Annotated in this window: 16 protein-coding genes; 6 read left to right on the top strand and 10 right to left on the bottom strand. The window is 30.1% G+C overall.

All coding sequences use genetic code 11. The features are described from left to right. Positions 1-39: 39 nt before the first annotated feature. The 6 genes from EM932_RS08320 to EM932_RS08345 all read right to left on the bottom strand — a co-directional run bounded on the left by EM932_RS08320 (position 40) and on the right by EM932_RS08345 (position 3,869). Entirely contained in the window at positions 40-936 is an 897-nt protein-coding gene (locus EM932_RS08320) for an anti-sigma factor (RefSeq protein ID WP_135876724.1), read from the bottom strand. A 73-nt stretch (positions 937-1,009) separates the two neighbouring features. Next, on the bottom strand, positions 1,010-1,681 hold the full coding sequence (locus EM932_RS08325) for a Crp/Fnr family transcriptional regulator (protein ID WP_135876725.1): 672 nt from the start codon (positions 1,679-1,681) through the stop codon (positions 1,010-1,012). A 97-nt stretch (positions 1,682-1,778) separates the two neighbouring features. Next, positions 1,779-2,210, bottom strand: coding sequence for a DUF5606 family protein (locus EM932_RS08330; RefSeq protein ID WP_135876726.1), 432 nt, complete (start codon positions 2,208-2,210; stop codon positions 1,779-1,781). Between the two features lie 57 nt (positions 2,211-2,267). Beyond that, positions 2,268-2,858, bottom strand: coding sequence for a peptide deformylase (gene def, locus EM932_RS08335; RefSeq protein ID WP_135876727.1), 591 nt, complete (start codon positions 2,856-2,858; stop codon positions 2,268-2,270). A gap of 90 nt (positions 2,859-2,948) precedes the next feature. Then, the gene (ruvX, locus tag EM932_RS08340; protein ID WP_135876728.1) at positions 2,949-3,359 is read right to left on the bottom strand and encodes a Holliday junction resolvase RuvX; all 411 of its coding nucleotides are present in this window, start codon (positions 3,357-3,359) and stop codon (positions 2,949-2,951) included. A gap of 201 nt (positions 3,360-3,560) precedes the next feature. Then, complete coding sequence (locus tag EM932_RS08345) at positions 3,561-3,869, bottom strand: hypothetical protein (RefSeq protein ID WP_135876729.1); 309 nt, start codon at positions 3,867-3,869, stop codon at positions 3,561-3,563. A 331-nt stretch (positions 3,870-4,200) separates the two neighbouring features. Here EM932_RS08345 and EM932_RS08350 point away from each other — a divergent pair, with 331 nt between their 5' ends. After that, positions 4,201-5,016, top strand: a complete 816-nt coding sequence (locus tag EM932_RS08350) for a 2,3,4,5-tetrahydropyridine-2,6-dicarboxylate N-succinyltransferase (RefSeq protein WP_135876730.1) — start codon at positions 4,201-4,203, stop codon at positions 5,014-5,016. A 78-nt stretch (positions 5,017-5,094) separates the two neighbouring features. After that, positions 5,095-6,141 carry a glycosyltransferase family 9 protein gene (locus EM932_RS08355; protein WP_135876731.1) on the top strand — a complete coding sequence of 349 codons (1,047 nt, stop codon included), beginning with the start codon at positions 5,095-5,097 and terminating at the stop codon, positions 6,139-6,141. 3 nt (positions 6,142-6,144) lie between these two features. Here the strand turns inward: EM932_RS08355 and EM932_RS08360 are convergent, their stop codons facing one another. Continuing rightward, entirely contained in the window at positions 6,145-7,188 is a 1,044-nt protein-coding gene (locus tag EM932_RS08360) for a beta-1,6-galactofuranosyltransferase (RefSeq protein WP_135876732.1), read from the bottom strand. A 67-nt stretch (positions 7,189-7,255) separates the two neighbouring features. Here EM932_RS08360 and glf point away from each other — a divergent pair, with 67 nt between their 5' ends. Both glf and EM932_RS08370 read left to right on the top strand, forming a co-directional pair. Further along, on the top strand, positions 7,256-8,353 hold the full coding sequence (gene glf / locus EM932_RS08365) for a UDP-galactopyranose mutase (RefSeq protein WP_211344268.1): 1,098 nt from the start codon (positions 7,256-7,258) through the stop codon (positions 8,351-8,353). Between the two features lie 30 nt (positions 8,354-8,383). Next, positions 8,384-9,139, top strand: coding sequence for a glycosyltransferase family 2 protein (locus EM932_RS08370; RefSeq protein WP_135876733.1), 756 nt, complete (start codon positions 8,384-8,386; stop codon positions 9,137-9,139). A gap of 7 nt (positions 9,140-9,146) precedes the next feature. Here the strand turns inward: EM932_RS08370 and EM932_RS08375 are convergent, their stop codons facing one another. Together EM932_RS08375 and EM932_RS08380 are read right to left on the bottom strand one after the other, a co-directional pair. Continuing rightward, positions 9,147-9,965, bottom strand: coding sequence for a glycosyltransferase family 2 protein (locus EM932_RS08375; RefSeq protein WP_246040974.1), 819 nt, complete (start codon positions 9,963-9,965; stop codon positions 9,147-9,149). Positions 9,966-10,094: 129 nt separating this feature from the next. Further along, a complete protein-coding gene (locus tag EM932_RS08380) occupies positions 10,095-10,859 on the bottom strand; it encodes a lipopolysaccharide kinase InaA family protein (protein WP_135876734.1) in 765 nt (254 codons plus the stop codon). Positions 10,860-10,943: 84 nt separating this feature from the next. Here EM932_RS08380 and EM932_RS08385 point away from each other — a divergent pair, with 84 nt between their 5' ends. Further along, on the top strand, positions 10,944-12,020 hold the full coding sequence (locus EM932_RS08385) for a glycosyltransferase family 4 protein (protein WP_135876735.1): 1,077 nt from the start codon (positions 10,944-10,946) through the stop codon (positions 12,018-12,020). On the opposite strand, the gene EM932_RS08390 is transcribed toward EM932_RS08385, so the two are convergent. Beyond that, positions 12,006-12,854 carry an FkbM family methyltransferase gene (locus EM932_RS08390; RefSeq protein ID WP_135876736.1) on the bottom strand — a complete coding sequence of 283 codons (849 nt, stop codon included), beginning with the start codon at positions 12,852-12,854 and terminating at the stop codon, positions 12,006-12,008. The two genes, EM932_RS08385 and EM932_RS08390, sit on opposite strands and share 15 nt — an antisense overlap. A gap of 272 nt (positions 12,855-13,126) precedes the next feature. Here EM932_RS08390 and EM932_RS08395 point away from each other — a divergent pair, with 272 nt between their 5' ends. Next, positions 13,127-13,687, top strand: coding sequence for an L-threonylcarbamoyladenylate synthase (locus tag EM932_RS08395; protein ID WP_135876737.1), 561 nt, complete (start codon positions 13,127-13,129; stop codon positions 13,685-13,687). The last annotated feature ends 68 nt before the right edge of the window (positions 13,688-13,755 follow it).

The raw sequence follows: 13,755 nt of genomic DNA on the forward strand, positions 1-13,755 counted from the left end.
CCTGAAATCTAATTAAAATAAAAATATTTTATACTATTTTTATCGTGAAACTTTTCCAGATAAAGCTACTACTGGTCCTGTTCCCATAGATATAACTGTATGATCTGCTGCATCATCTGGTACAACATGAGCCAACGGTTTTAACGTAAATGGTGCTGCGTTATCATCTGGACTTGGTTCTATAGAAATAACAATAGTTGCTCCTTTTAAGTCTGTTGGGAATGTTACTCCATTAGGTGCATTTTCTAAAAAATCTTCTCCTGGAAAAAATCCATCTGCTCCATTTGGTGTTGGTAGAGCAACATTTCCACTAAAAGGCGCCGCATCATCAGTTGCTGCTACTTTAGTAAATGTACCTGTACTTATTGGAGTACCATTAATTACTGCCCATCCTTCATATTTCCACCCAGCTCCTAATGTTGGTAAATCTAGTCCTGCTACTGGAGGCGGTGCATTTGTATTATCTAAAAACCAAACACCGCTAGATTCATTTGTGTCATCGCTATCTGTGGGGGTCGCCAAAATATACTTACCTGTAGCATTACTAAAGTCTCCTACAATACCTGTACTTACATTCGCTGTATTTCCAGAGAAACCTCCTGCTAATAATTTTGTTTCTGCTGGTGTTGCAGCTTCAACTCCAGTTTCACCTGCAGGTTCAATTGATAGTACAAAATCTGTTGCATTTTTTAATAGAGTTGCATCCACTGTAAAAGATTGTGGGAATGAAACCGAGCTAAACGTTCCTGTTGAAACTGGTGCTCCATTTACAATTATCCAGCCTTCGTAAACATAGCCACTACCTAAAGCTTCTAAACCATCTAATTCCAGAGTTAAACTAGCAGTCGATGGTACATTATTATCGTCATCATTGCTACAAGAACTAGCTAATAATCCTATTGCTAATACTGTAACTATAAACATTTTCTTAATCATTGTCTTTTTTTTAAAGTTTTTAATACTTCAAAATTAAAGCATACAGATTTTATAAAATGTTAGCTATCTAACATTAAGCGATATTTTTATGAATTCTTATTTCTTTTCTAGAGAATTGGATTACTTTTTCTTCCTTTAATTCGTTTAAAAGTATATTCAACGTAGGTCTGGAAGTTCCTATTAAAGATGCAATATCTTTTTGTGTATACGGATGATGAATTACTTTATCACCTGTTTTTTCACAATCGTATCCATAGTCTGAGCATAACTCATCTAAAAATTCTATAAGGCGTGTTTTGGTATCTTTAAATAGTAGTAATTGTAATCGTCGTTCTAATTTTTTTAATTTAAAACCGATGACTTTATATACTTTAAAACTAAAGGTTTGATTATTTCGCATTAAATCATGCATAGTATCAACGCCTATAGGGCAAATACTTGTCGTATTGTCAATTGATTGGGCAAATTCTTCTCGTTTGGACTCTCCAAGAATAGCAGTTTCACCAAATAACTCTCCACGTGTTAAAATAGCTTTAATAACTTCGTCTCCTTCTTCACTGTAATACCCTATTTTAACTTTACCTTTTTCTATAAGATATACTTTGTTTGCAGAGTCTTCTTCAAAGTATATGTAGTCTTTCTTTTTGTAGGCATCAAAATCGTGATTGGCTTTGTAAGCTTTAAATTTGTGGGGACAAAGCACCTTGAAAAGATTGACATCATCAAAAAACCAAAGTGATTTCATTAATTTATTATTTTTTGTTATCTTATTTACAGTCGAGAGAGACTAAAAAAGCTTACAAATAAGTATAAAAAAACCTCCAATTAGGAGGTTTAAAATTTTATTCTTCTTCGTCTGATACTGTTTCGGTTTCTTTTTCAGAATCTAAAAAATCCAGCATATCATGTTTCTGTAGTAAATTATACCATTGTATTATTTTTTTAATATCGCTTGCATATACCCTATCCTCATCATAATCTGGCAATACATCAAAGAAATATTCTTCTAATTTATCTTTACTATCTTTAGGTTTTACAGAAGCTTGTTTTCCATTTTCCTTTTCCTTAATATTCTCAAGAACTTTCTTTAATGGTATTTCTTCTGTTAAAGTGTAGATTGCAATTTCACTTAAAATGCTAATATTATTTTGTACACTTACAGAAATACGTTTGTTATCTATTAACGACTCTGCAACAAAACCTCCTCGTGTTTGTGCTATTAATTTATATAATCCTGGTTTTCCACCTATTGATAGTACTTTATCTAAACTCATAATTATTTATTAAAAGAGAGAGGCAAATATCAACCGTTTATTAATTGCTTGCAAATATTATCGCTTCTTTTTTTGATCAGGAAAACGCATTCTATAATCAACACTAATCTTCCCTTTAGATATATTAGTTAACCTTCCTTTTATTAATCGTTTTTTTAAACTAGAAAGTTTATCTGTAAATAAAATACCTTCAATATGATCATATTCATGTTGAATAACTCTGGCTATCAATCCATCAAAAACTTCAGTATGTGGTTTAAAATTTTCATCAACGTACTCAACAGTTATTTTTGGCTGTCTAAAAACATCCTCTCTAACATCTGGAATGCTTAAACATCCCTCATTAAAAGCCCACTCATCACCTTCTTCTTTGGTTATTTTGGCATTAATAAAAACACGCTTAAAGTCTTTTAATTTTTTTTGTTCTTCTGCAGTTAAATCTTCATCTTCCGCAAAAGGTGTCGTATCAACCAAAAACAGTCTAATAGGTAATCCTATTTGAGGTGCAGCAAGACCAACACCATAGGCATTATACATAGTTTCAAACATATTGTCTAAAAGCGTATCAAGTTTTGGATACTCTTTAGTGATGTCTTTTCCTTTCTTTTTTAAGACTGGGTCGCCATAGGCTACTATTGGTAAAATCATTATTTGCTCAGTGTTTTATGTTTGCAAAAATACTAATACTATAATTTACTGGTATAATTTATATAAAATTTATTCTTAATGAAGCTCTACTTATTTGGAATACAAATAACTCTGTAAAATAAGTGTGGCACTAATTTCGTCTATTAATGCTTTATTTTTTCGCTGGTTCTTTTTTAAACCGCTATCAATCATCGTTTGAAAAGCCATTTTTGAAGTAAATCGTTCGTCTACTCTTTCTATTGGAATATTAGGAAATTCCTTTTTTAAATTATCAATAAAAGGCAGTATGTGAATTTCACTTTCTGAAGCGGTATTATTCATTTGTTTTGGCTCACCAACTAAAAATAGTTCAACTTCTTCCTTAATAGTATAATCTTTTAAAAACTTTAAAAGTTCTTTTGTATTAACAGTAGTAAGTCCAGAAGCTATAATTTGTAATTCATCTGTCACAGCTATACCTGTTCTTTTAGTACCATAATCTATTGCTAATATGCGAGCCATATAAATATTTTGTACAAAAATAGTTTAATAAACTACCTCGGGGCAAGTCCAGAAGGTATTAAATTCAAAAAAAAGAAAAACGGGGTAAGTAGCATCGGGGTATTAATCCTAAAAGCTTAATAAAATAAGAAAGGCTGCCTTTTCAGACAGCCTACTCAACTTTAACTTTAACCTTGATTAATAATATTTAAAATCTATATGTTAAGCCTTGACTGGCTTGTTTATTTTTGGAAATAAAAACTTAATATTTTCAACATTTCTTACTCTATTAAGATATCGTCTAATATCACTAGTACGTGCAATAGATTCTCTTAATTCTTTAGCATCAATTAACACGGTGTCATTTTCTTTTACAGTTTTAACTGCATTATCTTTAACCGTAGTTACTTCCTCTCCATTTACAGATACTGATATAACTTTATTTTCTTCTATCTTATTAGTATCGCTTTGAGCTATCCCGAAAGAGAAAGAAAGTAATAAAATTAATAGTATGTATGTATTTGTTTTCATTTTGTTTATCATCGTTTGCATATTCCAAATATATGCTCATACCAAAGCTCAAACACAAAAAATTAGTTATAAGCCAACGTATTTTCGTTTAGTAGTGGAGCTACAAATTTTTATCGATAAACAGATTAAAGGTCTTTTTTAAAAGACGAAATACAACAAAAATGCATTTCGTCGATTTATTTTTTTCTTTCAAAGGAAAAATAGACTTTTGTTTTTGTTAAGTTTTGCAGGAATCGACGAAAAGTTTGAGGTTCTTCATAATTGATATAATGACTTTTTCGTTCTATTTTTTAAATGATACCTATTATATTTGCTCAAAATTTAAATATCAATGACAGAATTACAACAAATCATAGAAAAGGCTTGGGAGAATAGAGATCTTTTAAAAGAAGAAACAACAACTTCTGCTATAAGAAAGGTTATAGATTTATTAGATAAAGGTGAATTGAGAGTAGCGGAACCAATCGAAGGTGGTTGGCAAGTTAACGAATGGGTAAAAAAAGGAGTTGTTTTATATTTTCCAATTCAGAAAATGGAAACTATTGAGGCTGGTCCCTTAGAATTTCATGATAAAATTCCATTAAAACGTGGTTATGCAGAAAAAGGAATTCGTGTGGTTCCTCATGCAGTTGCAAGACATGGTGCTTATATTTCTAGTGGTACTATATTAATGCCTAGTTATGTAAATATTGGTGCTTATGTAGATGAAGGTACTATGGTAGATACTTGGGCTACAGTTGGTAGCTGTGCTCAAATAGGTAAAAATGTACATTTATCTGGTGGTGTTGGTATTGGTGGTGTTTTAGAACCTTTACAAGCTGCCCCTGTAATTATAGAGGATAATGCCTTTATTGGATCTAGATGTATCGTTGTTGAAGGGGTACGTGTTGAAACCGAAGCTGTTTTAGGTGCTGGTGTTGTTTTAACAATGAGTACAAAAATTATTGATGTAACTGGTGATGAACCTATTGAATATAAAGGTAGAGTACCTGCCCGTTCTGTAGTTATACCTGGTAGTTATGCTAAAGAATTCCCTTCTGGTAGTTATAATGTACCTTGTGCTTTAATTATTGGTAAACGTAAAGAGAGTACTAATAAAAAAACGTCGCTAAACGATGCTTTAAGAGAGCATGATGTAGCTGTTTAAACTAGTAGCAGTATGCAGTTGCAGTAAACAGTACCTACTCATTTGCAAAAAACACATAAAAAATCGAAGTTGTAAATTTTGAAAATCTTAATCATACAACAAAAAATGATTGGCGATGTGCTTACAAGCAGTATTCTGTTTGAAGCACTTCGCTTAAAATATCCAAAGGCTCAATTGGACTATTTAATAAATGAGCATACATTTCCTGTTGTAGAAAACAACCCAAACATTGATAACTTCGTTTTGTTTACTAAACAGGATGAGCTTAGTAAATCCAATCTTCTAAAATTTGCCAGGTCTGTAGGAAATAAAAAGTACGATATAGTAGTTGATACTTATTCTAAGTTATCTAGTAATTTAATAAGTCTTTTCTCTGGGGCAAAAACTAAAATTTCATACCACAAATACTATACAACCCTTTTTTACCATTATAATATAAAAAGGGAAAAGCATAATGATGGTAAAGCTGGATTAGCCATTGTTAATAGGATGCAGCTACTAGCTCCTTTAGGTATTGAAACATCGTTTATAAAGCCAAAAATATATTTAACTGAAAAGGAAATTTTTAACAGTAAGGAGTTTCTGGAAAGTTATCAGATAGATTTTAGTAAACCTTTATATATGATAAGTGTATTGGGCAGTGGTAAAAACAAAACATATCCTTTTAATTATATGGCTGAAGTTATTGATACTTTAGTTAAGGAAACTTCTGGACAAATATTATTTAATTACATACCAAAACAAGAAACCGAAGCCAGAGCTATATTAGATTTATGCAAACCAGAAACTCAAAAAAATATTCACTTTAATATATTTGGAAAGAGTTTAAGAGCGTTTTTAGCCATAACATCCCATTGCGATGCATTAATTGGAAATGAAGGCGGTGCTATTAATATGGCCAAAGCATTAAACATTAAAACCTTTGCTATATACTCCCCATGGATAGATAAAGCAACCTGGAATCTTTTTGAAAATGATAATAACGTTAGTGTTCATTTAAAGGATTTTAAGCCGGAGCTATACACTAAGGCTGAAAAAAAATATAAAAAGGAAACAGCCGAGCTATATAAAAAATTTGAACCACAGCTTTTTAGAGATAAATTAAAGGCGTTCTTAAAGTTATAATTATTAACCATTCACTTTTTCCAATGCTTTCTTAACTGCAGTTTCTACAAATTGTCCTTTCATTACTTTCTCTTGAACACTTAAAACATTGTTTTTCATTAATTTATAATCGTCCTCTGTTAAACTTTCTAAGACAGCATTCAAATCTTTTAAGTTAGATATACTTATTCCTAAGTTATTATCCACAATAAAGGATGCTATGGCTGCTTGATCCCAAACTATTACTGGAAGTCCGCACAAAAGATATAAAGATGTTTTATGGGGGTTATTATATTTTAAATATTCCCCCAAATCTCCACTACAAGATTCTGTTGATATACCATCCCACACCAATCCGAAATCAGCTTCTATTTTATAAGCTACTTGATCTGATTTAAAGACGCCTTGATAATGAATAACAGATGTTTCTTCACTTACTTTTCGTTTATTAGCATCGAAACCTATACCATATAACCTTAAATTGTATTTACTATGCTCCAGGATATCAAAATCAAAAATGTATGAATTTTTACCATGAGCAACCCCCCCTGCATAGGCAATTCTATAAACATCGCTTTTATTAATATCTTTATTTTGAAGTGGCTTTTCTTCAGAAACATAATCAAAAATGCCTAAAACTATGATAGGTATAGTCGTATTTTGTTCTAAAAACCATGCTTTCATAGCCTCGTTATGAACAATAATGACATCCGAGCATACAATTTTTGATAATTCCGCTTCAATATCCTTAACTCTCCCTTTTAAACATCTAACATCATGAACTATTGTTATAATTTTACAACGTTTTAATTTTGCAAAAAATAAGATCAATTTTCTAAACTTATTATTAGGGTATTGTGTACATATGGTAGATTTAAATGGCAATCTTAATAAAGCCATTGAAATACCAAAAAAATTCTTGATAGCACCTATTCCAGAGTTTGGTATGGACGATTGTTTAAATCCTAGGTTTTTAAACCCTAATGCTTCTAACGAAAATTCACAATCCGTTTTTGCTTTTCCCGCAGCATTGAATAACGATTTATAGTTTCTGGAAATGTAATACATTATATTGAAAAGTTTTTTTATAGATAATTTATATCCTAGTTTTGCTAAAAATTATAAAAGTATACAAATGTATGATTATTTAATTGTTGGTGCAGGGTTATTTGGATGCGTATTTGCTCATGAAGCAACTAAAAAAGGGAAAAAATGTTTAGTCGTAGACAAAAGGGATCATGTAGGTGGCAATGTATACTGCGAGAATGTCGATGGCATCAATGTACACAAATATGGAGCACATATATTTCATACTAATGATAAGGATATTTGGGACTATGTAAATCAATTTGCAGAGTTTAATAACTATGTAAATTCCCCAGTTTCTATATCTAAAGGTAAACTATACAATTTGCCTTTTAATATGAATACTTTTTATCAGCTTTGGGGAACAAAGACACCAGAAGAAGCTAAAACAATTATAGAAAGTCAAATTAAAGAGTTTGGTTGCAAAAACCCTGAAAATTTAGAAGAACAGGCATTATCTTTAATTGGAAAAGATGTTTATGAAACGCTTATAAAAGAATATACCGAAAAGCAATGGGGCAAAAAAGCCACCGAGTTGCCAGCTTTTATCATTAAACGCTTACCCGTACGTTATACATTTAATAATAATTATTTTAATGATGCTTATCAAGGTATTCCAATTGGTGGCTATAACAAAATAATTGACGGTTTATTAGAAGGGATAGATATAAAAACCAATGTCGACTTTTTTAAAGATAAAGACGCATTGAGTAGTCTAGCTAAAAAAATAGTATTCACTGGAAAAATAGATGAATTCTATGATTATAACTATGGGAACTTAGAATATCGCTCTTTAAGATTCGAAAATACAAAGTTAAACACAGAAAACTTTCAAGGCAATGCTGTTGTAAATTACAATGATTCTAATGTTCCTTATACAAGAATAATAGAGCATAAACACTTTGAATTTGGCAAGCAAAAACACACCGTGATAACTAAAGAATTCTCTGAACAATGGACCACTGAAAAGGAAGCCTACTACCCTATTAATAATGAAGAGAATCAAAAAAAATATCAAGCGTACAAAGCCCTTTCATTACAAGAGCCTGACGTTATATTTGGTGGCAGGCTTGCAGAGTACAAATATTATGACATGCATCAAATAATAGCTTCTGCTTTACAAAAAACTAAAAAAGAGTTTAACTAATCTGTTTAAAAATTATTTATAGCGTATCAAATGATTAAAATTTCTGGAGTCATAATTACATTTAATGAAGAAGAGCATTTAGAAAAATGCTTAAAATCCTTAGTGGGGGTTGTAGATGAAATTGTTGTTGTAGATTCTTTTTCTACCGACAAAACCCCTGAAATATGTGAGGCATATAATGTGAATTTTATTCAAAATAAATTTGACGGTTATATTGAACAAAAAAATTACGCACTTTCTCATGCAAAGTATGATTACATCTTGTCCCTAGATGGCGATGAAGCACTATCTGATACACTCAAAAAATCCATTTTAAAAGTAAAAGAACATTGGAGTTTTGATGGTTATTATTGTAATCGATTAAATAATTACTGCGGACAATGGATTAAACATTCAGATTGGTACCCAGATAAAAAACTAAGATTATTTAAAAAAGGAAATGGCGAGTGGAAAGGCATAAACCCCCATGATAGATATACATTAAAAAAAGGTTTAAAAGCTGGAAAGCTTAAAGGGGACTTATTGCATTGGATATACCGAGATTATAAGGAACATAATTTAAAAGTTGAAAACTTTTCAAGTATTGCTGCTCAAGCTTATTATGATTTAGGAAAAAAATCGTCTCTCTGGAAAATACTATTCAATCCTACTTGGGCCTTTTTTAAAGCTTATTTTTTAAGATTAGGTTTTTTAGATGGTCTAAACGGTTTCATTATTTGTGTACAAACCTTTAACGTTACTTTTTTAAAGTATATTAAGCTTTATAGGCTTCAAAAAAACAACTAATCATTTTTTATGATTTATCCAAGTATTTATCTATACCATTTTCACAACACATTGATTTATTTTTTAAGGTATCTTCTTGAATCTTATCGTTAATATTTAATTTTTCATAAGAGTTTTCCTTATGCCAAATATGGTAAACAATAGCTTCAAACCGTAATCGTTTGCCCAATATTTCGTTATTAAGCATCCTTATAATAAGCTCAGAATCCTCTCTACCCCATCCAGTTATATCTTCATTATAGCCATTCACTTTCACAAAGTCTGCTTTCCAATAAGACAAATTACAACCTCTCAGTTTTCTGGATAACTCATTTTTCCTCTTATAAAGCATCCTTCCTAAAAATGGCAAGTAGATATTCTTATTTCTCCTTTTAATGCCTTTTGAGAAAAAAGAAAACTCAACAATTTTATTTTTAAATAAATTCTTTAAAAATGGTTCAATAATTAATGCTCTCGATCCATATAAGTAAGTATCCTTCTCAATGGAAGCTAAATGATCTTTTACAAAGTTTTTATGTAGAATGCAATCTCCATCTACATGAATTATATAATCTACATCTGTTTTAGAAATAGCCAGATTTAATATAGCTGACCTTCTAAACCCATCATCTTCATGCCATATATGCTTCAATGGAACAGGGAAATCATTTTGAAAACCTTCAATTAAATGCTTTGTTTCTTCTTTAGACCCATCATCTGCTACTATAACTTCTGTTGGAAGTACCTTTTGATTTTTAACACTCTTTAAAACCAACTCTAAAGCTTCTGGCCAATTATAAGTGGTTATAACTAAAGCTGATTTAATATTTTTATTTTTAAATTCCATTAATTAGTATAAATAGTTTACAAATAATGTTTTAATTGTTTACAATGAAACTACAGTTATAAACAAATCTAAAAGTCTAGTTATTTGTATAAGGGAGCTGCAAAGTTACTTTTTTAAATTATTATAGACTTAATACTTTTTCCAAAACTTCAGCTTCTTTTTTAAGCGTTTTTTGCGATAAAATTTAGCTTGAAAATCTTCAGTTTCTTTCCACATTAAATCAAATATCCTGTTATAATCTTCACCTGTACACTTAGCATATTCATCACTCATAACTTCTATCATAGATTTATGAATAGTTAATTTGGAAAAATTCTTAATTCTTGTTTCAAAATCAAGCGATTTAAATTCCATCCTATTTAAATCAACTAAAAAGAAATTATAGCCAGTATCTGTTTTCTTTATCAATGTATTTCCTGGGGAATGATCTAAAAAGTGAATTCCTTTTTCATGTAAATCAAAAGTGAATCTTGTAAAAGCTCTAAGTATTTTTTCGTAATTAGGATAATTAAAGTTAGTTGTTAATTCCCTATAAGTTAATTCACAATCCAACTGCTTACTTATATAATAACTTTTCTTAAACAAAAAAAGTGTTTTGTATTCGTAATAAGCAACAGGCTCTGGAGTACCGACATGTAATGCTTTAAGTTTATTAGCATATTCATAGGAACGCTGTGCTTTACTTTTTCTAAAAAACTTATAAGCGATCTGATTTACAATATTAGGAACCCTAAAAGACTTTACATTAATAACTTTTCCGTCTAAATCAAACAACTTTAAAGAATTTCTATCTTGATTACCAAAAGGTTCTCCTTTAGTATCGAAATTTTTAATAATGCTATCAAGCACCAATTTGTGGCTCTGAAATTCTGCTTTAATCTCTGAATGCTTCATAGAACAATATTACAATTACTTTTTATCTTTTTAAATAATTGTATCTATATATTATAGCAATTTGTTACTTTGCCAAAAAGAATTATGAAGACTGTTTTTTTAGAATCTCACAACATTAAGAACCAACATTTTGGTTTTGGTCAATTTAATTACCATTTAATCAAAGGGCTTTACAATGCAGATGTGACAGATTTTAAAATGACCCTTCATTCAAAAAACACTAATGCATTAAAATCTGAATACAACTCATATTTTAACTACAAAACCTATCATTCTATTAGAAGACATAAACCCTTTCGTATTAGAAAAAAATACGATATATGGCATTGTCTTAATCAAAATATAAAAATTGAACCTTATCACAATATCCCATATGTTTTAACGGTGCATGATGTTAATTTCATTCAAGAACAATCCAGCGACATGTCCCACAAGCGTAATCTGAAATTTCAGGAAAAACTAAACAGAAGCCATGCTATTACTTATATATCAAATTATGCAAAAACTTCTACTCATAAATACTTCAAAGTCCCTGATGTTCCGGAATATGTAATTTATAATGGCAATCCTATTTTAGATATTAAAGTTCCGAAAAATTACAAACCTAAACGAATATCTAAACAGCCTTTCTTGTTTAGTATTGGAGAATTTACAGAACGCAAAAACTTTCATGCTTTAGTTGAAATGCTAGAATTTTTACCTGAATACAATCTAATCCTTTCTGGTAATAACAACACTGACTATGCCAACAATAAACTACAAAAAACAATACAACAATTAGGGTTTGAAAATCGTGTATTAATAACTGGTAAAATATCTGAATTAGACAAACAATACTATTTACAAAATTGTGAAGCTTTTGTCTTTCCATCATTACGAGAGGGGTTTGGCATTCCTCCTATTGAAGCCATGCGCTTTGGGAAACCTGTGTTTTTATCAAATAATACCTCACTTCCCGAAATTGGAGGAAAACATGCTTTTTACTGGAATAATTATAATCCAAATGATATGGCAGAAGTACTAGAAAGTGGATTAAACACTTTCAATAAAAATAAAGATATATTATCCCATAACTATATAAATCATGCTAAAAGTTTTAATTGGGATACATCTGCTTTAGAATATATTAAGGTCTATAAAGACATCCTATTCGGAAAATAATATGTTATCTGATTTCCCAGCTTCTTTCAATTTATTAACATAAGAGAAAAACTCCTCTCTATTGTTATTAATATCAAAAGACTTAGATTTCTCATTCATAAATCTAGCGGTATTGTAATGAGGCAGTATTAAACTAAAAAAGTCTTCATTACTCGTAGTTGAAACATTTTCTAAATGATGTGGTACATATTCAATATATAAAAACTTACTAGCCTTTAATGTATTAGTCATACCCTGTAAAGCATAATATTCAGCACCTTCAATATCCATAATGATTCCCTGAGCATCATCCAGATTATTAGCTTTTGCATGATCATCAATAGCAATCATATCAACTTCGATTGTATCAGGATTATCATATTTGTACATATACTTATCTATCTTCGGCTTTATTTTACTGCCCCCAGTATTAATGGTACTTGTATAAAATTTCACTTTTTTAGAAGCATCACCTGCTGCATTATTAAATAGCGATACATTATCTATTCTATTAATCAACAAATTGGTTTCTAAAAAGTAAAACGTTTTAGGGTTGGCTTCGTAACCTATAACTTTTTTACAATATTTAGAAAGTGGTATAAGCAAAGTTCCCCAGTGCCCCCCTACAATGTAAATAGTATCTGTTGGTTTTATAAAATCTTTTATGGTGTTAACCTCAGACATATCATACTCTCCTTTCTTTCCTAATTTTTTACCTACCATAAGGTCATTTACAGGAGCTGCTATATTTCCATTTTTCGTTTCATATATGACACCAATAGCATATTTTCCTAAGATTTTATTCCTTAATGAAGATTTTAACTTTAAAAGCGTATATTTTAATTTTTTACTCATTTATATAATTAAAATTATTTTGACGACAATATAAACATAACTTTTTAAATATATTACAAAGTTTAAATAAAGTAAAACTTTAAACATAAACACCTACAATAATAACAATTAAATACTTACAACATGTTCATTGTTTTATAACTTAATTTTATATATATTTTTTTTACAATTTTATCTCTCTATATTAATAATCGCTTTATTTTTAACAACTGTAATACCTTTGTCAACAATGGTTTTAAAGTATAAATCATCAAATACAAGTATTGGTAAATATGCAAGCAGAAATAAATAAAGCTATACAGGTTTTAAAAAAAGGTGGACTCATACTCTACCCTACAGATACAGTTTGGGGCATTGGCTGCGATGCAACAAATGAAGAAGCGGTTAAAAAAATTTACGAACTAAAACAACGTGAGGACAGTAAAGCTTTAATATGTCTTGTAGCAGATGATAGAATGCTAACAAAATATATAAAAAAAGTACCAGAAGTAGCTCTTAATATTATAGATATCTCTGAAAAACCTACGACTATTATTTACGATAATGCTCAAAATTTGGCTAAAAACCTAATTGCAAATGATGGCACCATAGCTATTAGAATTCCAGATGATGAATTTTGCTACCAACTTTCAAGAAAGCTTAATATTGCTATCGTTTCTACTTCAGCAAATATAAGTGGGCAACCTACTCCAAAATCGTTCAAAGAAATAGCTCCAGAGGTTTTAAAAGGTGTAGACTATGTTGTAAATTTGCATCGCGAAAAAACCTGCAATAAACCATCTTCAATTATTAAATTGAGTAATAGTGGTATTGTTAAGATAATACGTGAGTAAAATTAGTCGCTAATACACGGCTATTTATGGCTAACATTATTGGCACAGATGAAAATTCTAGCTAACTT

It is taken from the genome of Flavivirga rizhaonensis, from assembly GCF_004791695.1.
GTDB lineage: Bacteria > Bacteroidota > Bacteroidia > Flavobacteriales > Flavobacteriaceae > Flavivirga > Flavivirga rizhaonensis.